Raw genomic sequence first — 21,455 nt, 5'->3', positions numbered from 1 at the left:
CACGCACACTTCGCTAGCCACTGCGCATATTGGCAGCCGATGGGCAACGAGTTGCGCGCGCACGACGGGCACATACGATGTGTCCATGCCCGACAAGCACCTGATGCCTCGCCCAGACGCCGAGCCCGAGATCTATCAGGCACGAGAGTCCGATTGGCGCAACGGAGCGCTGATCTATCAGGTGATCGTCGACCGCTTCGCGCCGAGCGCGAATCTCGCGTCCAAGATTCATCTCTACCCGGCCCCGAAGCGACTCCACATCTGGTCCGAAACCCCAAGCCAGGGACGCTATTTCGACGACTACGAGGTGTGGTCACATGAGATCGACTTCTGGGGCGGCGACCTCGCGAGTCTGCGCGGCCGGCTCCGCTATATCAACGGACTGGGCGCCGACGTGCTCTACCTCTGCCCGATCCACCTGGCATGGACCAATCACGGCTATGACGCACTCGACTACCAGCAGGTGCGTCCCGAATACGGCACTCGCGACGACGTCAAGCAGCTTGCCGACGACCTGCACGAGCGCGGGATGCGGCTCGTGCTCGATGGTGTCTTCAATCACATGGGCCGCAACAGCCCCGCCTTCCAGGCCGCGGTATCCGACCCTGACGACCCGCATCGCGGCTGGTTCGACCTGAATCCGGACCGTCCGGGCGGGGCCCGAGCCTGGGCGAATGCGGTGAATCTGCCCGAACTGGTCATCGAGAACCCGGCGGTCCGCGACCACATCTGGGCGGGCCGCGACTCCGTGGTGCGCAACTGGTTGCGCGACGGCATCGACGGCTGGCGCCTCGATGTCGCCTTCGAGCTGGGTCCCGACTACCTGGGCCAGCTGACCGCTGCCGCCCACGACGAGAAGCCGGGGTCTCTCACCCTCGGCGAGGTCTGCAATTACCCCGCCGGTTGGTTCCCGGCGCTCGACGGCGTGCTGAACTTCACGCTGCGCGAGATCGTCCTGCTACTCGCCAATCAGCAGATCTCCGCGGCGCACGCACAGCGGATGCTGACGCGATTCTTCGCAGACGCCGACTACGAGCACCTGCTCAAGAGCTGGAACTACCTCGACAACCACGACGTGCCCCGGGTGACCGACACGATCCCGGACGAAGCCGCCCGCCGGCTCGCCACCGTCTTGCAGTTCACCTTGCCGGGCAGCGTGAACCTCTACTACGGCACCGAACTCGGCCAGACCGGCGGGGCCGATCCGGCCAATCGCGCACCGATGCGCTGGGATCTGGTCAATCAATCCAACCAGGTGCTGCGTTTCCATCACCAGCTGAGCGCGATCCGCCGAGGTCACCGGGCGCTGCGGATCGGCGACCTGCGCTGGCTGGAAACCGAGCGACTCATCGGCTTCGAGCGCTTCACCGACCGGATCGAGGACGCGGTCTTCGTGATCGCCAACCCTTCGTCCGAGCGGGTCGACGAGACGGTGCTCATCCCCGACTCTTGGCTGATGGACATGTCCGGGCTGACCGATCACCTCAGTGGTGAGCGACTACGCACCCACCGCGCAACCCTCGCAGTCACGCTTCAGCCTCATCAAGTGATGGTGCTCACTGCGGACCTGGACAGATCGAACGGATACACTCCCTACAAGCGCGTCCGGTAACCACCGCACCGGCATCGGGCAGGAGCTACGGTGAGACTGAAGTCTTGGCTGATCGTCGCGACAACCGCGGCGGCGTTGACATCCGGGCTGACCGGCTGTTCGATACCCGACTATGATCCCGTGACCATCGTCTACGAGGACTACCAGGAATCGGAGACGATCACCTGGGTGGTCGTCGGCACCGAGATCCAACGCTCCGATCAGATCGACGACGAGGACGCCGAAGAGACCGGCACCGAGGTCCCGGACCGTGCGGCATTCGTCAACTCCGTGCACGAAGAACTGCATCCGCCCAAATGGGATGGTTGCACGGACGCCAACGAGATGACCATCGAAACCCACGATCCCGACGGGAAACCCTACGTATCGAAGCTCGAAGACTGCGGAGTGCAGCAGAAGTATGTGGACGACATGTTCTGGGCGCTCGGCGAGGAGCGCTGACCCCTGGCTCTGAGCTGACCCCCGATCTTGACACAGTGAACCGATACCCCTGATCGCGTCGCCCAGGAGGAACCGTGAAGCTCAAGCCCCTTGCCATAGCCATCGCCGCCGGGCTCGCATTGAGCCTGACCGGATGCACCTCGATGCCCGACTACACCGAAGCGACGATCACCGCGTTCAACCCCTGGACCCCTGGCGTCCACACAATCTGGCTGATCACGGGCAGCAGCGTCGAGCTCACCGAAACCCATCCCGGAGATGACGGTTTGCCGCTGTCCAACACCTTCGAATACGAGCTACTCGACCGGGACGCCTTCTACCGGGCTCTGCATCGCGCACTGAGCGCCAACCAGCAGGACATCTGCATGGACGCCGTGGAGTACACGGTGCAGGCCAGCGACCAGGCCGGCCAGGTCTACGGGAACAACCTGCATCAGTGCGGTGACCAGCAGGAATACATCGCAGAGCTGCTCGGCTCGCTCGACGCCGACCGCGCCTGAATCCTCGGTTGGCTAAACGAGGATGCTAGACGAGGATCAGGGCGCCTGCGGCCACCACCGAGGTAAGCAGCGTGAGAATGTCGAACGCGCGCTGCTTCACTCGTCCGATCACCGCAACCCCGATCAGGGTGCCCACCAGCACCACCGGGATCATCAGCGCCGCCGTGATCAGCACTCGATGGGTGAACAGTCCCAGCGCGGCGGTCAGCGGCGTCTTCGAGACATTCACGATGAAGTAGAACCAGGCCGAGGTGCCGAGGAAGCGCATCTTGTCGACCTTTGAAACCTGCAGATACAAGGCCATCACCGGCCCGGCAGCGTTCGCCGCCATGGTGGTGAATCCGGCGGCGATTCCGGCGCCAACCGTCAGTGCGCGGGGCGGCCGCGAATCATCGCCGACCACCGGCGGCTTGCGGCGAGCGGAAACCCCGAGTTGGAGGAGAACCGAGATCAACAAGATGACGCCGATCGAACGCCGCAGCACCAGGTCGTCCACCACCCTGATGAAGAGGGCACCCAGCAGCAGCCCAGGTACCACCGAGGGCAGCAGACTGCGCAGCAATCGCCAGTCGGCATTGCTGCGGTAGCGCAGGACCGCGACGATATCGCCGGTGATCAGCAGCAGCAGCGCGGCGGCGGTCGACTCCTTGGTCGGCATCACGAGCGCCATCAAGGCCACGGCTACCGAGCCGAGGCCACCGAAGCTGGTCTTGGCGATGCCTATGATCAGCGCAGCCACGATCAGCGGCAGCCACTCCATGAAACCAACCACCTCCGGGAGATTCGCGATGCCCGTGCCGGGCGGTCTCCTCCGCAGGAGACTACTCCTGAGGCTCCACTCCCGGACGATCGTCGCTATCGCTGGGCGGCTCGGTCTGCGTCCGATCGGCCGGGCTCTCGGACGCCAGCATCTCGTTGACGGCCGAATCGCGGTAGGTCCCCGAGAGCACCCGATAGGGCCTCGACGCCAGCGCGAGCACGGTGACGACGATCCCGATCAGGCTCGCCAGCACGAAGGCCAGGGCTATCCCGCGGGTCGTGCCCGATCCCAGCAGCCAGCCCAACCGGTCGCGTCCTGCATCTGAATTCATATACGGAATCAGCCAGAACTCGGCGACCGGCCCGACCATCAGCGTGCTGATCGGGGCCGCCGCCAACTCGATGGCCATCGCGAACCCGAAGACGCGACCCTGCTGGGCGAACGGGACGATCTTCTGCAGCACCGTCTGCTCCGAGGCCTCCGCGAAGGTGATCACGCCCATGTAGATGAACACACCAACCGCCAGCAGCACGACCGACTCGCGGATCGGCATGATGGCGCCCACCACCCACATCGCGATATTGGCGAGCAGCAGCGTGCGCACCGGATTGGCACCCAGGCCGGACCGCGAGATGATCATGCCGCCGAGGATGAAGCCGATGCTGCAGACACCGAAGAGAATTCCCCAGGCCTGCACCGGCATCAGTTCAAGCCCATAGGGATCCAGCAGGGCCATATAGACCCCGCCGAGCAGATTGTTGAAGGTCGAGAAGATGACCAGCGCCGGTAGCCCCGGAATGGCCACGGTCATCCGGAATGCCTCGACGAAATCGACCTTCGCCGGTACGCCCTCGGCATGCTGGACGGTGGGCTCGCTGATCTCGATCAGCCGCAGATGCACGGCGGCCACGGCGGTGAGTATGGTGCCCATCACCAGTAGCACTCCCATGCCCAAGAAGCCCACCGCCAATCCGGAGACCACCGAGTTGAACGCGAAACCGATGCCCTGCACCATTCCGACCAGGCCATTCGCCTTGGGGCGCTCGTCCGCCGGCACCAGCATGGTCACACAGGTGGCCAGCGCCAGGCCACGGATCGATTCGACCAGGGCACCGGCCAGCAGGATCGTCAGGAAGATCCAGAAGAACGGACGATGCAGGTCGAGCAGCACCTCGGCCGGAACCAGGAAGAAGAGGATGATGGCGATGGCGAAGGCGGAGCCCGTAGAGACGGTGGCCAGCATCATCGCGGTCTTCTTGCGGACGCGGTCGATCAGCGTCCCGAAAGGCACGCTGAAAACGGCGAGCAGGAGCATATAGGAGCCGCCGAGGATCGATGTCACCAGCACCGAGCGCGTCTGCAGATAAGCCCAGAAGGTGAATCCGAACCACACCATCTGGGTGGTGATATTGGCCAGCAGAGTGTTCACCAGCACCCGTTGGAAGGTGCGCATGGGTCTCCTGTCGGTGTTTTAGGACCCTCCAGAGAATTACTGTGCGTCCGGCGTGGTCAGCAGTAGCAGACTACCCGAGTCGTCCAACCGAGTCGTCCCGGCGGCCGGGGCACTCCTATATCCTGCACAGATAGTAGCGGATGGCCACCCGCCCACCGGTGGTCCCGATAGTCTGGATTCAGTAGCCGAGGCACCGCAGCCGGGTGAGCGTTTCAGGGGGCAGACAGCATGCGCAATGACGTTGAGGCAATGATCGAGGTGGGCGATCATCCGCTGGGCACATTTTTTCAGCTCGGCAACCAGACGGCTGTCGAGTGCGTGGCCTATGGCGGCGTCGACTTCATCATCATCGACACCGAGCACGGCCCGTTCGATGTCGAGACCTCGCTCGACCTGATCCGGGCCGCCAAGTCGGCCGGCTGCGTACCGTTCGCCCGCGTCAAGGATTCATCCCGGGCGTCCATCTTGAAGATGCTGGATGCCGGCGCGCTGGGCATCATCATTCCCAATGTGCGCAGCCTGGAGGAGGCCCGCGAGATCGTCAGATGGGGCAAGTACTTCCCCATCGGCGAGCGCGGGATCGCCCCCACACCGGGGGCCCACTATTGGACCGACGACTATGCAACGGCCGGACTCGGCAACTTCATGCGGGTCTGCAACGAGCAGACGATGCTGATCCCGCAGTGCGAAACCCTCGGCTGCCTGAACGACATCGAGGCGATTGCCAGGCTGGAGGGCATCGATGGTGTCTTCGTCGGGCCGTTCGATCTGTCGGCGGCGCTCGGGCGTCCGGGCGATTTCGACAACCCCGAGCACATCGAGGCGCTCGACCGGGTGCAGCGGATCTGCCGGGAGGCCGGCAAGGCGTCGTTCATCTACGCCACAACGCCGGCGGACGCAAGGCGACGCATCGAGCAGGGATACGACTCGATCGCCTACTCCATGGACGCGCTGATGCTCATCGACGCCGTGAAGCGGACCGTTGCACAAATCCGCGAGCCCAGATAGCCGGCTCCACAATGCAATCTGTTTCTCACTTGTAACAACTTTGAGGCAAACTGACCTCCAGTTCATGCCCACTCGTTGCAATCGGAGTTCATACATGGAACGGCTGACCGAGATTCTCGACACCATCGACAGCTTCATCTGGGGGCCCTTCCTCCTGATTCCGCTGCTACTCGGAACCGGATTGTGGTTGACCATCAGGTTGCGCGGCATTCAGTTCCGCAAGCTCGGATCCGCCCTGTGGCTGGCGCTGATCAAACGATCGGACGATGGCACCGAGGACCAGAAGCACGGCGATATCTCGCAATACCAGGCGCTCACCACCGCGCTCGCCGCGACTGTGGGCACCGGCAATATCGTCGGTGTCGCCACAGCCATCTCGATCGGCGGGCCCGGCGCGCTCTTCTGGATGTGGGTGACCGGTCTGCTCGGCATGGCCAGCAAATACTCCGAGGCATTCATGGCCGTACGCTTCCGGCATCGCGACAAGCACGGCGATATCACCGGCGGCCCGCAGTACTACCTCAAGGACGCGATCAGTGGGCGCTTCGGCACCTTCTTGGCGACCTTCTTCTCGGTGGCCGCAGCGATCGCGGCCTTCGGCATCGGCAACGGCACCCAGGCGAACTCGATCGCGAACAACGTCGAGAACTCCTTCGGCGTCCCACTGTGGGTGACCGGCGTGGTGTTGGTGCTCATCACGATGGCCGTGTTGATCGGCGGCATCCAGTCCATCGGCAAGGTGACCGCCGGTCTGGTGCCTGTGATGATCGTCGTCTACGTGACCGCCGCCATCGTGCTGCTGTGCTTGAACGTGACCGCGATTCCCTCCGCTTTCGCCGAGGTCTTCCGCACGGCGTTCACCGGGCAGGCTGCGGTCGGTGGTTTCACCGGCAGCGTGTTCATCATCGCCCTACAGATGGGCACGGCCCGCGGTATCTTCTCCAACGAATCGGGCATGGGTTCGGCGGCGATCGCCGCGGCAGCGGCCAAGACCACCCACCCGACCCGGCAAGGCCTGGTGTCGATGACCCAGACCTTCATCGACACCATCATCGTGGTCACCATGACCGGATTGGTGCTGATCGTCACCGGCACCTGGCAGGAGGGACGCAGCGCTGCGGCGACCATGACATCGAAGGCCTTCGATGTCGGCCTGGGCGTTAGCTGGGGTCACTACATCGTCACGATCTCATTGGTGCTATTCGCCTACTCCACCATCCTCGGCTGGTGCTACTACGGCGAACGTAACATCGAGAAGCTCTTCGGGCACAGCTGGGTGATGGCATACCGGGTGGTCTTCTCACTGGCCGTCTTCGTCGGCTGCACCGTCGAACTCGGGCTGGTATGGACCTTCAGCGATATCGCGAACGGCCTGATGGCATTGCCGAACCTGATTGGCCTGCTGATCTGCAGCGGCCTGATCGCGCGCGAGACGAACTACTACCTCGATCATGATCCGAGCCTGCGGGCCGGCAAGGCCGAGGTGGATGAGTTCATGGCCGGACGCCCCGGCGCGATCGATGCACACTGGAATCGCGTCAAGCAGACCGCCGTCCATCGCTAGGAACTCGCGGACGGCTGGGCTCATTGCGCTCACTTGCCTGGCGCTCACTTGCCGGGGGACTCGTCCTCTGACCGCAGGTTGGCGGATTCGAGCGCGTCCGCGTCGGGCAGCGGGACGATCTCCGGCGGGTGCTTGCGGGTCAGCCAGCGCCACAGCGAGCCGCCGTCCGGACGCCGCCCGCTGACCACATAGTTCAAGATGGCAGTATCTCGCAGGGTCAGATCCAGGCGCCGCTTTGCCTGCGGTGCCCCGGCCAGCAGGACGCGATCGCCGGCCTTCAAGACGAAGTCGTCGCTCGGCAGCTGGATATTCTTGTTGGCCCGCCGCACCAGCAGCACCTTCATGGGCAGCCGCCAGCCACGGTCGAGGGGATCGGCTCGCAAGTGGCCGACGGTGAAACGGCCCCCGGCGCTCACCATCTCGGCCAGCGCGGGTGCCCGTTGCTCGGAGATCGCCAGGTCCCACAGCTCGGGGTGGCGTCCGGGATCGAGCTGGGAGAGCTGTGCGTAGAGTTGCGCGCACTCGGCCTCGTTGTGCTGCGGAATCAGCCGCAAGAAGCGGTTGAGCAGCGGAGTGGTGATACGGGCCAAGAACTCACGGGCCACGATCTGGCTCGGTACCATCAGCAGGTTCTCGTCGAACGCTTCGATCAGTGGAGTGTTCGTCAGCTGGTTCTGGCGCACGACCACATAGAGATCGTGCTTGAGTGCCCGCGCCGTCACCGCGATGGACAGGTTCTTCGGATCGGACGCATTGCCCGCCACCAGACCCACCGCGTGGCCGATGCCCGCCGCCTTGAGATCTTCGGATCGGGTGCCGCTGCCCTTGATGTCGACGCCGGGCTCGCCGAAGTGGCGCTCATCGATCACTGACAGGCTCATCCCTACCGCACGCAACTCCTCGACCATCCTGTGACCGAAGCGTCCGTAGCCACACATGATCCAATGTCCCCTCGGCGGTGGCTCGATCGCGACGATGGGCCGACCCGGCAGGCCGGTGATCAGGCTGCGCAGCCGGTAGCGCTGCGGAGAAGTGACCGCCGAGGCGAGAGACTCCGCGAACTGTTCGAAAGGATTGATCACCAGATCGCCACCGAAGACACCGATGTGGGTTTCGGTCTCGATGTCGCGAATACGCGCCAGCACCGGAACTCTGGGGGCCAGCAGCCGCACGTTGACCGCGATTGCCTGGTTCGTCGGATCGTCGTCGGTGAGCGCGACGACCCCTTTGCAGTTCGGGTTGATCAGACCGGCCTGCTTCAGCAGCAGCGGATCTTTCGCGTCCGCTTGAACGGTTGGCGGATCGACAGCGAACTCGTCCATGCGCAACTCTTGCAGGCGAATGGGGTCCAGCTCGATGGCCACGAAACGCAGCCCGAGATGGTCGAGCCCATGGCAGACCATGCGTCCGGTCTCGCCGATTCCGCAGACGATATAGAACGGCTCCCGGATCTGGTGGATGTTTCTGGTGAACCGCGCGATCCGCACCGCGTTCTGGAATCCCTTGTCCTGCAGCAGCGCCAGCACGTTGACCAGCGAATACGACCACGCCGCGACCGAGATGTAGATCGTCGCCGTCATCCACATTCGCTGCATCACGTTGTAGGGGTGCGGTACCTCGCCGAAGCCGATGGTCGTCGCGGTATAGCTGACCACGTAGAACGCATCGAAGACGCTCAGCGGCGCGCTTGGGTCGCCGGTCACCGGGTCGGTGCCTGGTATCAGGGCCAGGCCCGTCGTGCAGAAGGTGTAGACGCCCAGCACCAGCAGCAGCGGAAACCTCATCTGGCGCAAGATGAGGTAGAAGACGTCGCTCAGCTCGGCTTGCCACTGAGCCGATCCAGGGCTTTGCATCTCAACTCGCGTTCAGCGTCGCACCTGGATGATCTCGCTGACCATCAGCACCACCGAGACGAGGTTGGCCAGCAAGGCTCCTGCCGAGAGCGAGACGACCACCGACATGTGCGCGGATGACATACCGCTTGCCGAGATGTGCGCAGCCCAAATCCATACGGTGGCAGCGGCCATCAGCTGCAAGTCGGCGACCAAGCTGGTAGCGAGATGAATCGCGCCGAGCTGAGTGCGATCTCCGAACTTCAGGACCGTGGCCACCAGACTCGCCACGAACGCTGCGGCCAGTTCGACGCCATTGTGCACCACCGGGTTACCGATATCGCCGACGAAGAAGCCGAAATTCAGTGTTGCAGCGAGCGTGATGAAGAAGCCGAAAATGACTTTCTCCAGGTTCATGCGGCCTCCAACGTAGGTCAACGAGGACAGCTCAAGCGTAGGCCCCGAAGTGTGCCTTGTCTGCTGCACGAATCCTCCGCTCGAAAGAGTGACTGCTCCGCTCCAAAGACGCGTACTGTCAGCGAAGGCTTGATCGGTGGTCGATCCTGGACACATGGCTGAATCGCTGGCCCGGTCGGAGCGCCGGGAACTATGTGAGTTGATGACGACCGTGGGCCCCGACGCCCCAACCTTGTGCGAGGGCTGGACGGCCCATCACCTGGCGGCGCACCTTCGGATGCGAGAGTCCGATCCCCTCGGCGCGATCGGGATGTTCCTTCCCTTCTTGGGAACCACCGAGAAACACATGGACAAGCTGATGACCCAGATGAGCTTCGACGAGCTGGTCGGCCTGGTGGCCAAGGGGCCGACCGGACTGAGCCCGTTCCGGATATCGGTGGTGGACACGAAGGCAAACACCGCCGAGTTCTTCGTCCACCACGAAGACCTGCGGCGCGGCGGGCCATACCCGGTCGGACCGCGCGTGCTGCCACCTCAGACCGACGAGACCTTATGGGATGCCGCCATCGGGGCCGCCCGCCTACGCCTCCACAAGGCGAAGATGGGGATCATCTTGCAGCGCGTCCGCGACGGCAAGGCCACCGACGAGCAGGCGGTGGTGGCCACCGGACGTACCCCGGTGACCGTCACCGGCGAACCCGGCGAGCTCTTGCTCTGGTTGTTCGGCCGGGAAGCCGCTGCCCAGGTTCAGCTGAGCGGGACCGCCGAAGCGCTTGCCCGGATACGGTCGATTTCGCTGTCGGTTTGAACGGCTGGGCGGTTCACCGCCCGGCTTGCGGGTGCGGCGTTGGCAACCGGCCGGCAACAATCGGCACGTATTGGCTGGATGTTGCCCGGGCATTCCCACTATGGAGTCAATCTGGGAGGATGGCTATATGTCTGCCGATAATCTGAATGCCGCCATCAACCTGCGGCTGGCTCTGCTGGAGCTGCCCCGCGCAGAAGCTGAAGATGGGGGAATCGAACTCGTCGAACCGTTGCTGGCCCGCCAGAGGGAACTCTCCCGCAGGCTGGCCGACCGTCTTTGCCCGGTCGATCAGCGGATCCAGGATTTCCTGGATGACTACCTCGCTGATGTCGACGTCAAGCCGCAGTTGCCCAAGCAGACCCTGATTCTCGACCAGGCCGGCCTGGCCCGCGGTCTCAGCCTGCCTGCAGACGGCGACGAGTTCCACTCGCCGCTGCTGTCGAGCTACCGGTTGAGCAACGGTGTGCTGCACAACCCCGCCAACGACCGCCGCACCACCGCCGGTGTCTTCCACATCGCGCAAGGCGGCCTGCCCATCCCGGACGACAAGATCGCCGTCCGCAAGGATGTCTTCGCCAACCTTCTGACCCTCGCGATGCAACCTCCGCACGAGGACATGATCCTGCCTTATACCTCCGAGCAGGCCACCGCAGCGGCCTGTTTCGTCTCCTTGTTGATGCGTCCGCTCGTCGTCCCGGCGGTGCCCGGACGCGGTGGCGCGAAGACCATGGAGACCCGCTTCATCGTCCCTGGCGGCCTGGTCTGCAATCTCGACTTCGTCGAGGGCATCTTCGGCAACGCCGGCGATCCGCAGCTGCCGCAAAACGATGCGGCCCTGGATCCGGCCACCTGGTCGGGCCATACCGGCTGCATCATCTTGGCCCCGCACCTGACCAAGGTCACCAAGAAGAGCCTCGGCATGCCGCATTGGGACGACGCCAGCGAGCGCGAGCGTCGCGACGGCCAGTGTTGGAAGGACGAGGACGAGCGCTACAACGGAGGTCAGGCGTTCAAGGCCTGCGCCCGCGACGAGCGCGGCGTGATGGTCACCGTGATCGCCGACAACTACTTCGGCTACTGCAAGAAAGAGGTCAAGACCCAGCTCTCGTACGCCGCCAACCTGCTGGGTTGCGCCGAGGAGGAGCATTCGGGCGGCGCGCGCGTCTACCCGGCCTACAACCTGGGCCCGGAATTCCACGACGACTACACCCCGGACGACTTTGCGCTCGCCGATGTGCTGGCCCGTGATCCGCAACGTTTCGAGCTGCAGCCCGAGGGCCACGCGATCGATCTGACGCAGCCGCACATCGTGTTGGTGCCCGGCGGAGCCGACTACTCGATGCGCAACCAGACCATCAGCTGGCGTGATGCGTCCGGTGGCCAGCAGACGATCAAGCTGCTCACCGGCAAGATCTACATCACCCCCAATGGCTACCGGGTGTACGCCAAGCACCGTGAGATGGACGAGACGCAGTGGCACCTGATCGGCATCTCCCCGATCTCGACCGATTGCCATAAGCCGGCAACCGTGTCGGGCGGCGGCAAGTCCGAGATCAGCAAGTCTCTGGCCGACGCGTTCGTCTTCGGCAATGCCTACACCGCTGAGTTCGACCATGACATCGAAGAGGTCCAGAAGCTCTTGGACGCGGACTTCTCCGATCGTTTCCTCGACCCCGAGCGCAACGGCAAGGATCATCGCGAGATCCTCTCGGACGAGCGTTCGCTCGGCTCGGTCATCAAGTTGCTCACCCCGCGCAGCGAATACACCGCGGAGTACAACGACTTCCTGCGGTCGCTTCCGGCGCACATCAAGGAACTGCTGTTCACCGTCAAGCGCTACTTCAAGCCCGAATGGGGCAGCGATTGGCGTAGCCACTTCAGCGTCGGCATCATGAACGGCCGCGAGGGCAATATGGTGCGCCTGGATGGCGAGAAGGTCATCGTCAACCAGCTGCGCGTCGGCTTCCAGCCCGATGGATCGTGGCGACTGTTCAGCCTGCGTCCCGACTTCAGCCCTGCCGTCAAGGTGCAGACCGAGGACGATATCACCGCGTCCACCGTCTGCTCGCCCTTCGAGAAGGCACCGGCCGGGTTCGGTAACCAGGAAGGGCTGTCCCGCAAGTTCGTCATGAACTGCGAGCAGTTGCTCTTCCAGCGTCCCGACGATGCGGTACACCGTGGTTACGACAAGCAGGCTGAGCGTGACTTCGCGAGGGAGGGCACCTTCATCTCGAATTTCGAGCCGCTGACCCACGACGACGCCCGCGAGCTGATGACCAATGCTCAGGCCTTCAGCGAGTACACCAAGCCAATGCAGGACCTGATCCGCGGGATCGCCAAGATGCCGCAGGACGAATCGCCCAGATTCTGGATCGCCTCAGATCAGTCACGCATCGTGAACGGCAAGCGCTCCAAGAATCCGCGTTACCTGCAGACTCGTCCCGACGTCTCGAACCCGAAGGCGACCGCGGCCGCCGATCTGGCGTCGAAACTGGTGCGCAAGCTGCCGACCTCGGCCTTCGCCCCGCTTTCGGTCGACTTGGTGGCCGCCGGCCGGCGCAACAACCCGAAGGAGCCGGGTGTGCCGCCGCTGAGCGTCTACAACCCGCTGCACTATATGGAGTTGCCCGAGCTGTTCATGGAGTTCATCTCCTCCATGACCGGCAAATCTCCCTCGACCACAGGTGCAGGATCCGAGGGTGCGCTCACCAAGGGCCCGTTCAATGCGTTGCCTCCGATCATCGACCTGAACAACAGCTTCCTGGCCTATGCGTTGACCGACGATGACGGCTGGCTGAGCTCTGCCGGCTATATCGGTCCGAAGATCAAGGTCGACCACGATATCTCGATGCTGGTGCCGGAGCTGTTCAGCCGGATGTGGCCGGACGAGCGCCGTGCGTCCAGTCTGATCGCCGACGGCTACCTTGAGCGGCTCGAGGATTTCGAGTTCGAGGGGCACCCGGTGCTGGCATCGCGGCTCGGTTATCGCATGAACGAGCGCTTCGCGACCACCTATTTCGGACGCATCTTCTTGCACCCGGATGTGGTCTTCACCGAAGAGATGCTTCGTCCCGAAGACCAGGATCTGGCGACCTTCGCCGAGTCGATGGATGTCATCGTCACAACTCACCAGCGGGTCGCCCAGGCGTACTTCGACGATGGTGGTGTCGAATTGGCGGTACCGCCGCTGCGGGGTCTGCTGGAGATCATGGCCACCGGCACGACCGCCGAAGGCTGGACGCTGGACAGCCCCGAGTTCCGCGAGCAATTCACCCGTGAATCGGTGCTCGCCAGCGATTGGTACGCGGCACGACTGGATGCCAAGCAGGCTGCGGACGTGGCCCATCAGCGGCTCGGCCTCGACAGGCTCCGCAAGTTCTCCGCTGCACCGGAGAACGAGCAGGTCGGCCTCCGTCTCGACCTGCAGGCCCGGATCGCCGAGGCGGAGGCCGACCTCACGGAGCTGGGCGAGCCGGCCTACCGCGAATCGTTGGTCGGCACCATCGGTCGCCAGGTGAATCTCGGCTGATCCGCTCCGATCCGAATGCACGCGGTGGCCGGTCGTGGTTGGGGATGACCGGCCACTGCCGTGGGCGGGCTCGGCGGCCCCGCGTGGGGGGGCCGGTGTGGGCTAGCAGCGCTGAAGTTGGCGCAGACGCAGAGAAGGGGTGACAATGTCGCAGCCATATCCCGGTGGACGACCGGACTCCTCTGCGACGCCCCAGCCCGGCTATGCGGCAGGAACGGTCTGGGGTCCGCCCAGCGGGCAGCCCTGGGCTCCCCCGGGCGCACAACCGTGGAGCCCGGATTCGCCGTCCACCTGGAATGGCCCGGTCCAATGGCAGCCGGCCGGTGTGACGTCTCAACAGCCGCGCAAGAGCCGGCGCACGGGCATCTGGGCGGTGGCCACGGTGCTGCTGGTCGCCGTGGCTGTGTTCGTCTTGCTGTTCGTGCCCAACGGGACGCCGATGCGTTCGCTGCCCACGGCCGGTCGTCCACAGATCCCGCGAAGCGATAACCAACCGATCCCGACCTATTCGACGGCGGTCACCGCCAAGATGAGTTCGGGAATCGTGCTGATCACCGGAGAACTTGACGGCGGGTTCGCCGCCGGCACCGGAATCGTCATCAGCGAATCGGGTCTGGTGCTGACCAACTACCACGTGGTCTCCGGCACCACCAACGTGATGGCGATGGTTGCCGACGATGGACGCAGCTATCAGGCGGATCTGCTCGGACGCAATGTCTGGGCTGATGTCGCGCTGCTGCAGCTAGAGGGTGCCGATGGCCTGACCACGGCACAGATCGCCCCGGGTCCGGCAGGCATCGGCGATCGGGTGGTTGCGGTCGGTAACGGGGATGGCGGCGGTGCGCTGCTGGCGACCGGCGGCAGCGTCACCGATCTCAACGCTGTGGTCACCCTCGAATCGGCCTTCGGTGGCTACGGCTTCGAGGACGCCTCTGGCATGATCCAGTCGACTGCGGGCGCCATCCCCGGGTATTCGGGCGGGCCGACCTTCAACGATGCCACCGAGGTGGTCGGGGTAACCAGCGCCGGTCAGGACGCGATCTCCGATCAGATGGTCACCTACTCCATCCCGATCGCGGCGGCCACTGCGATCACCGATGACATCACCGCCGGACGCCAGAGCGAACAGACCCGGGTGGGCCCGGCCGGCTGGCTGGGTGTCAGCTTCGGGACGCGGAATGTGGCCGTGCTGACCGCTGTTGATCCCGGGTCACCGGCCGCCGAGGTGGGTCTCTCCGCAGGCTCGACGATCACCAGTTTCGGCGGCCAGGCCATCACCTCGGCCAGCGGATTCCTCAAGACAGTCGAATCGTTCGATCCCGGAGACATCGTCGACATCACCTGGCAGGATGACCAGGGTCAGCCTCGCGACTCGATGGTCACCCTGGGCACCAGCCCGACCAACTGATGGCGCGGGTCGACAACGCGATCAGGCGCCCGATCCAGGAAACGACACGCAGCGGTAATTCTCTGGCGGGTCCTCTCAGTGCCTGGTGTAAAGAGTGCCTTGCAGACTGGTGATGAACGACTCGATCGAGAACGGCAGATCCGAGAGCTGCCAGTTGTCGGGTGCGTGGTACCAGCTCAGGTCGTCCGGATCGGGGACGCCGGGGTCATCGTCCGCATCGGCCAGCGCCGCCAGCCAACGGTCCAAGCCACCGAGCACCACGGCATATGGCAGCACCCGGGAGATCTCCTCGTAGGCGTTCTCCTTGGGCATCCGGTCGGTCGGCTGCGTAGCCAGGGTCATCGCCAAGACCTGCAGGCCGCCGAGAATCGACGCCCCCTTGGACGTGCGGCGCGGCATCTGCTGACTCACCCACAACAACCCGACCGCGAGACCGACGAGCACCAGGCCGAGCATGCCGAAGCTGCTGAACGCGGCGAGCAGTACCAGCGCGACGAGACAGACTCCTACCGTGATCCAGCCGACGCGTCCCCAGGTGTTGCGCACCGCGTCCGGACGAGCGGCGAACCATCCCTCGGCGACGACCTCGTCATAGATCGCGTCCTGCACGTCTTGTACGGTCTGGCTGACAGCAGTGCTGATCGAGGAGACCGTGACCGCCTCGCCGTCTGCCGGCGCGATGGCATCGAGGACGATCTCCTCGTAGCGTTGCAACTCGTCGGTGCTCTCGTGACGCTCGAACGTCCAGTCGATGTTGGTATTGGTGTTGGCATGCGGCAGCTGGATGATGGTCAGATGGCCGCGTTGAGCGAGATCGATGATGGTCGCCGTGATGTCGACCGGATCGACGCGTTCATCGACCAGGGTGCCGATCTCGCCGGGACGCACGTTCTCGACCAGCTCAAAGCGCTCTGCGCCGGCGGCAACGGGATCGAAACGACCAACAAGGGTCGGGTGCCCACCATTGGCGTCGGTGCCCTTCGAGCGGTGCAGCAGGAAGAGCCCGGCGGCCCCGAGCACCAGCGCGGCAGCGGCAACCAGCAACGGCAGACCGTTGATGGTGAAGGCGCGATCCAGCGTCCAATGCTCGCTCAGCATCTGGTTGGCCGAGACAGCCGCGGCAGGCACCGAGAAGGTCAACTCGACGACCTCTCCGACGCCGCGCGGGCCATCGGTGAACTGTGGATTGAGGGCGTCGAAGGTGCCGGACGCATAGGTGTTGCAGGTCGAGAGGGCTGCCGGCGGACCTGCTTCGCAGTCAATGTCGTAGGTGTGGGTGTTGGCGGGCAGAGCAATCTCGCCGCTGACATCGGTGACGCCCACGCTCAGACCCTGTAGAACTCGCCATGAGATCTCGGTGAGGTCGGCCTGCTGAGGCACCTGCGGTAGTGCCACGGCGGCGCCCACGACGGTATAGCTGATCACGATCGGGTCGCTGCCCGCCTTGGATGCGTCCACTGCGATGACCAGGTAGTCGCCGTCGGTGCCGATCGACGGTGCCAGGTCCTTGCCGCCCGCGGTGACCGTCACATCGTTGATCGCGTATTCGAGCTGGGTGTAGTTCAACTGCGGACGCGTGGTCGCGAGTCGCTGTTCGAGATTGCTGGGTCCGGACCCATCGAAGGTGATCGTCTCGGTGATCGACAGCGATCCGTCGGCGGCCACCTCTCCGGAGACGACATAGCTGGTGGCCAGATCGTCTGCCCGGGCGGGCGCGGCCAGGCCCAATGTTGCGAAGACGAGTGTGATCCCTGCGATCACGGCGGCCAGCCGTGACCTCTTCGTTCTGCTCGATCCCGGACGAGTGCTCACCTGGCATCCCTTTCTGGACAAGTCAGTTGGGCGATTGACCACGCTTCTGACGGGGCATATCTCGTCCAAGCTATCGCACAGCGGGCCCAGCGTCATCGTTCTGACCGTCAGAACCGGGAACCCCGCCCGCCGACCGGCCAGAATCGTTGGGGCCTTGACTGCTCCTGAAATGGCCTAGGGTTGAACGCGTGAGTCAATGGGGGCAGAACCAGGGCAACCGGCCCAACGCCGGCTACGGCGCTTCCAGCCAGTGGGGCGCACCGAACACGCCACCTCAGCAGTGGACCCCTGCTGGTCAGTGGGGTCAGCAGCCACCCGGCTGGGCCCCGCCGCAGGGCCAGCAGCCGTGGGCACCACCAGGCGCCCAGCGGCCCGCCTGGTCACCGAACAATGCCGGCTGGCAGGCGCCGCAGCAGCAGCGTCCGATCACCGGCTACGGCTCTAACCTGGGCGTGCCGGGAGCACAACCTCCCAAGCGCCGGGGCGGCTCTAACATCCTCAAGCTGGTGCTCTTCGTCATCGGCGGGTTCATTGTGGCGATGGGTGCTTTCAGCCTGTTCAGCAACACGGACGATCCGGTCGTCAACCCCCCGGGCGAGTACGAGAACGAGAACTATCAGGTTCCCCAGGTCGACCAGAATCCACCGGAGATCCCGATTCCGGAGACCTACACCGAGGCCACCCAATGGCTCACCGAGAATCCGATCTATGACGTGAACGTCGCCGTCCCGGTGCGCTGCGAGGCCACCCCGATCAATCTCGCACAAGCCTCCAGGAGCGAACTCCAAACGCACCTGAACGAGCTGACCGGATGCCTGATGCGAGTCTTCGGCCCGGCGCTCGAAGACGCCGGATACATCCCGGTGCGCCCGAGCGTGACGATCTACACGTCGACGGTCAACACGAAGTGCGGGACGATGCCGATGCAGAACGCCGCCTATTGCTCCGCCGATCAGCAGGTCTACTACGCAGCCGACCTGCCCTCCATCGTCCCGCCCGATCTGCAAGGCGTGAACTACGTCGTGGAGTCGGTGATCGCCCACGAGTTCGCGCACGCGATCCAGGGCCGCACCGGCATCTTGATTTCGGAGGCGGCCTGGGAGCAGCGCTCCGATGATGCCACCGCCAACAGTCTCTCGCGACGCCTCGAGGTGCAGGCCGACTGCTGGGCCGGCCAGTTCATCGAGTCGGTCGGTCAATCGGTCGGGATCGATCAGAACGGTGGCCAAGAACTCTCGGACCTCTTCTACTCGATCGGCGACGATGTGCTGTCGGGCGATCCGAACTACGACGGCAATCACGGGCGCGGGCAGACCCGCCAGAACTGGTTCATGGAGGGCTACCGGACGACGCTGATGGGCTCCTGCAACACCTTCGAGGTCGGAGACGATCAGGTTCGCTGACCGGGCTGCGCTATCGGAGGTCCTCAGGCCCGCAGCAGTAGCGCGGAGGCAATGGCCGCCAGCCCTTCGCCGCGTCCGGTGAAGCCCAGGCCATCGGTGGTCGTCGCGCTCAGGCCGACATCGGCGCCGAGCGTGGCGCTGAGCAGATCCTCGGCCTCGGCGCGGCGGGCCGCCATCCTGGGACGATTACCGATCAGCTGCACCGAGACGTTGCCGACCTGCAAGCCTGCGGCCTGGATGCGCTTGCGGGTCTCGGCGAGAAACGCCAGCCCGGAGGCACCGGCCCATGCAGGATCGCTGGTGCCATAGTTCGAGCCCATATCCCCTAGCCTGGCGGCCGAGAACAGCGCGTCGCAGATCGCATGGCAGACCACATCGCCGTCCGAATGCCCGGCAAGACCGACCCGTTCGTCCGGGAAATGCAGGCCGGCCACCCACATCGGGACGCCGGGTGCGAACTGGTGGACGTCGGTACCGATCCCGGTGCGGATCATGCGCCGAAATGCCGACGCAGCCGGCGGCCGGAGTGGTGGCCGAAGACGTCGCGCACTTCCCAGAGCGCCTGGGCAACGGTCAGATCGCCGGGTTCGGTGACCTTCATCGACAGTCTGGAGCCTTCGACCAGGGTGACCGTGTGACCGGCCTGTTCGGCGCAGGAAACGTCGTCGGTGAACTGCGCTCCGGACGCGGCCATCTTCTCGTGCGCCTCCAGGATCAGGCGCAGCGGGAAACCCTGGGGGGTCTGGACGGCCCGCAGCGCCGAACGGTCGATCACCGCTGAGCCGCCATCGGCGTCGATCAGCCGCATCGAGTCAGCCACCGGAATCGCCGGGGCAACGGCTTCGGCACCACCCTGGACGGCCTGGATCACCGCGGAGACGACCTTCGCCGGCACCATCGGGCGCACCGCATCGTGCACCAGCACCACCGCCGCGTCCGCAAGTTGCGCGTCGTCACGCACGGCCTTGAGCCCGTTGTAGACCGATTCCTGGCGTGAGGCTCCTCCGGATACCTGCTTGACCGGTATCGGCAGCGCAGCCAGTTCGGGGCCCAACTGTTTCGCCACCTGATCGTTGACGACGACCACGGCGTTCGTGCAGCCGCCGGCCGCCATTGCCTCGATCGCCATGACTATGAGGGTGCGTCCGGTGACCTTGAGGGCCGGTTTCGGCGTATTGCCGCCGTAACGCAGTCCTAGCCCGGCCCCGACCACCACTGCTACCACCGGGGATGCCATAGACAGAAGTTTGACACAGCCGCCTCGGCAAACGAGTCGAGGGGCGTCTTGACGCGGGTTGCTGCCGTCGATCGGGTGGTGGGAGAATCAACGGGTCACAACGAATGTGTTCGGTCGTCCACGGAAGGATGCCATGAGCGAGCAGACCACCGCCCGAGTCGTTGAACCCCCGTTCCTGATTGTGAATCCGAAGGCCTATCTCGGTAGCGCGGACACCCTCAAGCTCGCCACCCTCACCGACGAACTCGCCGCCAACTTCGACATCGACGTCATCTTCACCGCCCAACACGTCGACCTCCGCATGATCAGCCGCCACACCGAGCACCTCACCATCACCGCCCAACACATGGACCCCATCGTCAAAGGCCGCGGCATGGGACACATCCTGCCCGACTCCCTCGTCGAAGCCGGAGCCAAAGCCGTCGTCCTCAACCACGCCGAACACCAACTCAGCCTCGGCGTCCTCGACACCACCATGCAACGCGCCCGCGAAGTCGGATTGGCCACCATCGTCTGCGCAGATTCCGACGCCCAATGCCAAGCCATCGCCACCATGGGCCCCGACATGATGATCTGCGAACCCACCGCCAACATCGGCACCGGAAAAATGGACGCCGGCGACTACATCGCCCGCACCACCCGCGTAGTCAAAGACATCAACCCCGACATCCTCGTCATCCAAGCCGCCGGAGTGACCTGCGGGGCGGATGTGGCGAATGCTCTCGCCCAGGGAGCGGACTCATCCGGCGGCACCAGCGGGATCGTGCAGAATCCTGACTGGCGCGGTGTGCTGACCGAGATGTTCACCGCCATCGCCGAGCACAAGAAGAAGGCCTGAGGCCGGTGTCCGTCCTGGTCCATAGCTGACGTCACGAACGGGAGATCCCCATGTCCACAACGCTCTGGAAGTCAACCACCACCCGAGTAGGTATCGACGCGGTCGAGATCATCGGTTCCGGGGTGCTCGTCCTGTTCGGCGAGCCGGTTCCCGAGGCGCTCGCCGATGTCGCCATCGTGCATGAGAATGCCAGCGATCTGGTGCGTCCGCTTCGAGCCGGAGACCAGTTCGTCTTCGCCGGCAATACCTACGTCCTGGACGAGGTGGGCGCCCGCGCCAGCGACAACCTGACCGAGTTGGGCCACACCGTCATCTACATCGATCAGCCGGACCAGGCGCTGCTCCCGGGCGCGGTCAAGGCCTCCGGCCCGGCCCCCGAGGTACCCCGAGCGGGCAGCGAGATCAGCTTCCTCGAGGTCTGATCACATCACCTGCCGAAGTATCGCCCGTCACGACGCCGTGACGGGCGACTGCATCTTATCGTCCGCGCCGCCCGGTAGCCGGACACATTATATTCGATTCGGCCCTGCGCGGACGAGCTAGTTGTACGTCCGACGACCACAGCCATCGACTGCGCGCTCAGTTGTTTTCAGGCCGTCTGGCCCTGGCTGGGAGAGTCCGCAACCCTTCCTATTTGCAACTTTTCTCACTTCTTCGAATCTTCTTGCATTAACTGGGCCAAACTGACACACTTCAAGTATCGGCACATTATTCCACTATTCAGCATATTTGTGCATACCTCAGAGGAGAGGCCATGACCAACGAGAGCATCCGAGCTCCGTTCCTGATTGTGAATCCGAAGGCCTATCTCGGTAGCGCGGACACCCTCAAGC

18 protein-coding genes are annotated in these 21,455 nt (G+C 64.4%); 11 read left to right on the top strand and 7 right to left on the bottom strand.

The features are described from left to right. Positions 1 to 85: 85 nt before the first annotated feature. The 3 genes from AAFP05_RS00090 (at position 86) to AAFP05_RS00080 (ending at position 2,553) form a co-directional block, all read left to right on the top strand. The gene (locus AAFP05_RS00090; protein WP_341727809.1) at positions 86 to 1,612 is read left to right on the top strand and encodes an alpha-amylase family glycosyl hydrolase; all 1,527 of its coding nucleotides are present in this window, start codon (positions 86 to 88) and stop codon (positions 1,610 to 1,612) included. Positions 1,613 to 1,642: 30 nt separating this feature from the next. Beyond that, positions 1,643 to 2,053 carry a hypothetical protein gene (locus AAFP05_RS00085; RefSeq protein ID WP_341727808.1) on the top strand — a complete coding sequence of 137 codons (411 nt, stop codon included), beginning with the start codon at positions 1,643 to 1,645 and terminating at the stop codon, positions 2,051 to 2,053. A gap of 74 nt (positions 2,054 to 2,127) precedes the next feature. Beyond that, positions 2,128 to 2,553, top strand: a complete 426-nt coding sequence (locus AAFP05_RS00080) for a hypothetical protein (RefSeq protein WP_341727807.1) — start codon at positions 2,128 to 2,130, stop codon at positions 2,551 to 2,553. Between the two features lie 25 nt (positions 2,554 to 2,578). On the opposite strand, the gene AAFP05_RS00075 is transcribed toward AAFP05_RS00080, so the two are convergent. Then, positions 2,579 to 3,313 (bottom strand): sulfite exporter TauE/SafE family protein, encoded by a 735-nt coding sequence (locus tag AAFP05_RS00075; RefSeq protein ID WP_341727806.1) that lies wholly within the window; start codon positions 3,311 to 3,313, stop codon positions 2,579 to 2,581. 61 nt (positions 3,314 to 3,374) lie between these two features. Next, positions 3,375 to 4,766: an MFS transporter gene (locus AAFP05_RS00070; RefSeq protein ID WP_341727805.1), complete on the bottom strand. Its 1,392-nt coding sequence runs from the start codon at positions 4,764 to 4,766 to the stop codon at positions 3,375 to 3,377. A 228-nt stretch (positions 4,767 to 4,994) separates the two neighbouring features. Between AAFP05_RS00070 and AAFP05_RS00065 the strand changes: the two genes are divergently transcribed. Both AAFP05_RS00065 and AAFP05_RS00060 read left to right on the top strand, forming a co-directional pair. Then, a complete protein-coding gene (locus AAFP05_RS00065) occupies positions 4,995 to 5,774 on the top strand; it encodes an aldolase/citrate lyase family protein (protein ID WP_341727804.1) in 780 nt (259 codons plus the stop codon). Between the two features lie 94 nt (positions 5,775 to 5,868). Further along, the gene (locus tag AAFP05_RS00060) at positions 5,869 to 7,338 is read left to right on the top strand and encodes a sodium:alanine symporter family protein (RefSeq protein ID WP_341727803.1); all 1,470 of its coding nucleotides are present in this window, start codon (positions 5,869 to 5,871) and stop codon (positions 7,336 to 7,338) included. Between the two features lie 44 nt (positions 7,339 to 7,382). On the opposite strand, the gene AAFP05_RS00055 is transcribed toward AAFP05_RS00060, so the two are convergent. Beyond that, complete coding sequence (locus tag AAFP05_RS00055) at positions 7,383 to 9,191, bottom strand: NAD-binding protein (RefSeq protein WP_341727802.1); 1,809 nt, start codon at positions 9,189 to 9,191, stop codon at positions 7,383 to 7,385. Positions 9,192 to 9,203: 12 nt separating this feature from the next. After that, positions 9,204 to 9,587 (bottom strand): DUF6394 family protein, encoded by a 384-nt coding sequence (locus AAFP05_RS00050; protein WP_341727801.1) that lies wholly within the window; start codon positions 9,585 to 9,587, stop codon positions 9,204 to 9,206. A 154-nt stretch (positions 9,588 to 9,741) separates the two neighbouring features. Between AAFP05_RS00050 and AAFP05_RS00045 the strand changes: the two genes are divergently transcribed. From AAFP05_RS00045 to AAFP05_RS00035, 3 genes are all read left to right on the top strand, one after another. Then, complete coding sequence (locus tag AAFP05_RS00045; protein WP_341727800.1) at positions 9,742 to 10,395, top strand: TIGR03085 family metal-binding protein; 654 nt, start codon at positions 9,742 to 9,744, stop codon at positions 10,393 to 10,395. A gap of 127 nt (positions 10,396 to 10,522) precedes the next feature. Continuing rightward, positions 10,523 to 13,924, top strand: coding sequence for a hypothetical protein (locus AAFP05_RS00040; protein WP_341727799.1), 3,402 nt, complete (start codon positions 10,523 to 10,525; stop codon positions 13,922 to 13,924). Between the two features lie 145 nt (positions 13,925 to 14,069). Further along, on the top strand, positions 14,070 to 15,332 hold the full coding sequence (locus AAFP05_RS00035) for a trypsin-like peptidase domain-containing protein (RefSeq protein WP_341727798.1): 1,263 nt from the start codon (positions 14,070 to 14,072) through the stop codon (positions 15,330 to 15,332). A gap of 75 nt (positions 15,333 to 15,407) precedes the next feature. Here AAFP05_RS00035 and AAFP05_RS00030 read toward each other — a convergent pair whose 3' ends face one another. After that, positions 15,408 to 17,144, bottom strand: coding sequence for a DUF2207 domain-containing protein (locus tag AAFP05_RS00030; RefSeq protein WP_341727797.1), 1,737 nt, complete (start codon positions 17,142 to 17,144; stop codon positions 15,408 to 15,410). Between the two features lie 188 nt (positions 17,145 to 17,332). Between AAFP05_RS00030 and AAFP05_RS00025 the strand changes: the two genes are divergently transcribed. Beyond that, complete coding sequence (locus tag AAFP05_RS00025; RefSeq protein WP_341727796.1) at positions 17,333 to 18,547, top strand: neutral zinc metallopeptidase; 1,215 nt, start codon at positions 17,333 to 17,335, stop codon at positions 18,545 to 18,547. A gap of 23 nt (positions 18,548 to 18,570) precedes the next feature. Here AAFP05_RS00025 and ispF read toward each other — a convergent pair whose 3' ends face one another. Both ispF and ispD read right to left on the bottom strand, forming a co-directional pair. Then, positions 18,571 to 19,041 (bottom strand): 2-C-methyl-D-erythritol 2,4-cyclodiphosphate synthase, encoded by a 471-nt coding sequence (ispF, locus tag AAFP05_RS00020; protein ID WP_341727795.1) that lies wholly within the window; start codon positions 19,039 to 19,041, stop codon positions 18,571 to 18,573. Further along, a complete protein-coding gene (gene ispD / locus AAFP05_RS00015; protein WP_341727794.1) occupies positions 19,038 to 19,784 on the bottom strand; it encodes a 2-C-methyl-D-erythritol 4-phosphate cytidylyltransferase in 747 nt (248 codons plus the stop codon). Before ispD ends, ispF begins: the two co-directional genes overlap by 4 nt. Positions 19,785 to 19,917: 133 nt before the next feature. On the opposite strand from ispD, the gene AAFP05_RS00010 reads away from it, so the two are divergent. Next, on the top strand, positions 19,918 to 20,622 hold the full coding sequence (locus AAFP05_RS00010) for a triose-phosphate isomerase (RefSeq protein WP_341727793.1): 705 nt from the start codon (positions 19,918 to 19,920) through the stop codon (positions 20,620 to 20,622). Positions 20,623 to 20,672: 50 nt separating this feature from the next. Then, entirely contained in the window at positions 20,673 to 21,044 is a 372-nt protein-coding gene (locus AAFP05_RS00005) for a PTS glucitol/sorbitol transporter subunit IIA (protein WP_341727792.1), read from the top strand. The last annotated feature ends 411 nt before the right edge of the window (positions 21,045 to 21,455 follow it).

It is taken from the genome of Brooklawnia sp. (genome assembly GCF_032229645.1).
Lineage (GTDB): Bacteria > Actinomycetota > Actinomycetes > Propionibacteriales > Propionibacteriaceae > Brooklawnia.
The sequence above is the reverse complement of the archived record's forward strand: the minus strand, read 5'-3'. Positions and strand labels throughout refer to the sequence as shown.

What these genes read in the sequence shown, in the direction of transcription:
- AAFP05_RS00090 (WP_341727809.1), top strand. Translation starts at nt 86, where the DNA reads ATGCCCGACAAGCACCTGATGCCTCGCCCAGACGCCGAGCCCGAGATC.
- AAFP05_RS00075 (WP_341727806.1), bottom strand. Translation starts at nt 3,313, where the DNA reads ATGGAGTGGCTGCCGCTGATCGTGGCTGCGCTGATCATAGGCATCGCC.
- AAFP05_RS00070 (WP_341727805.1), bottom strand. Translation starts at nt 4,766, where the DNA reads ATGCGCACCTTCCAACGGGTGCTGGTGAACACTCTGCTGGCCAATATC.
- AAFP05_RS00065 (WP_341727804.1), top strand. Translation starts at nt 4,995, where the DNA reads ATGCGCAATGACGTTGAGGCAATGATCGAGGTGGGCGATCATCCGCTG.
- AAFP05_RS00060 (WP_341727803.1), top strand. Translation starts at nt 5,869, where the DNA reads ATGGAACGGCTGACCGAGATTCTCGACACCATCGACAGCTTCATCTGG.
- AAFP05_RS00055 (WP_341727802.1), bottom strand. Translation starts at nt 9,191, where the DNA reads ATGCAAAGCCCTGGATCGGCTCAGTGGCAAGCCGAGCTGAGCGACGTC.
- AAFP05_RS00050 (WP_341727801.1), bottom strand. Translation starts at nt 9,587, where the DNA reads ATGAACCTGGAGAAAGTCATTTTCGGCTTCTTCATCACGCTCGCTGCA.
- AAFP05_RS00045 (WP_341727800.1), top strand. Translation starts at nt 9,742, where the DNA reads ATGGCTGAATCGCTGGCCCGGTCGGAGCGCCGGGAACTATGTGAGTTG.
- AAFP05_RS00040 (WP_341727799.1), top strand. Translation starts at nt 10,523, where the DNA reads ATGTCTGCCGATAATCTGAATGCCGCCATCAACCTGCGGCTGGCTCTG.
- AAFP05_RS00035 (WP_341727798.1), top strand. Translation starts at nt 14,070, where the DNA reads ATGTCGCAGCCATATCCCGGTGGACGACCGGACTCCTCTGCGACGCCC.
- ispF (WP_341727795.1), bottom strand. Translation starts at nt 19,041, where the DNA reads ATGATCCGCACCGGGATCGGTACCGACGTCCACCAGTTCGCACCCGGC.
- ispD (WP_341727794.1), bottom strand. Translation starts at nt 19,784, where the DNA reads ATGGCATCCCCGGTGGTAGCAGTGGTGGTCGGGGCCGGGCTAGGACTG.
- AAFP05_RS00010 (WP_341727793.1), top strand. Translation starts at nt 19,918, where the DNA reads ATGAGCGAGCAGACCACCGCCCGAGTCGTTGAACCCCCGTTCCTGATT.
- AAFP05_RS00005 (WP_341727792.1), top strand. Translation starts at nt 20,673, where the DNA reads ATGTCCACAACGCTCTGGAAGTCAACCACCACCCGAGTAGGTATCGAC.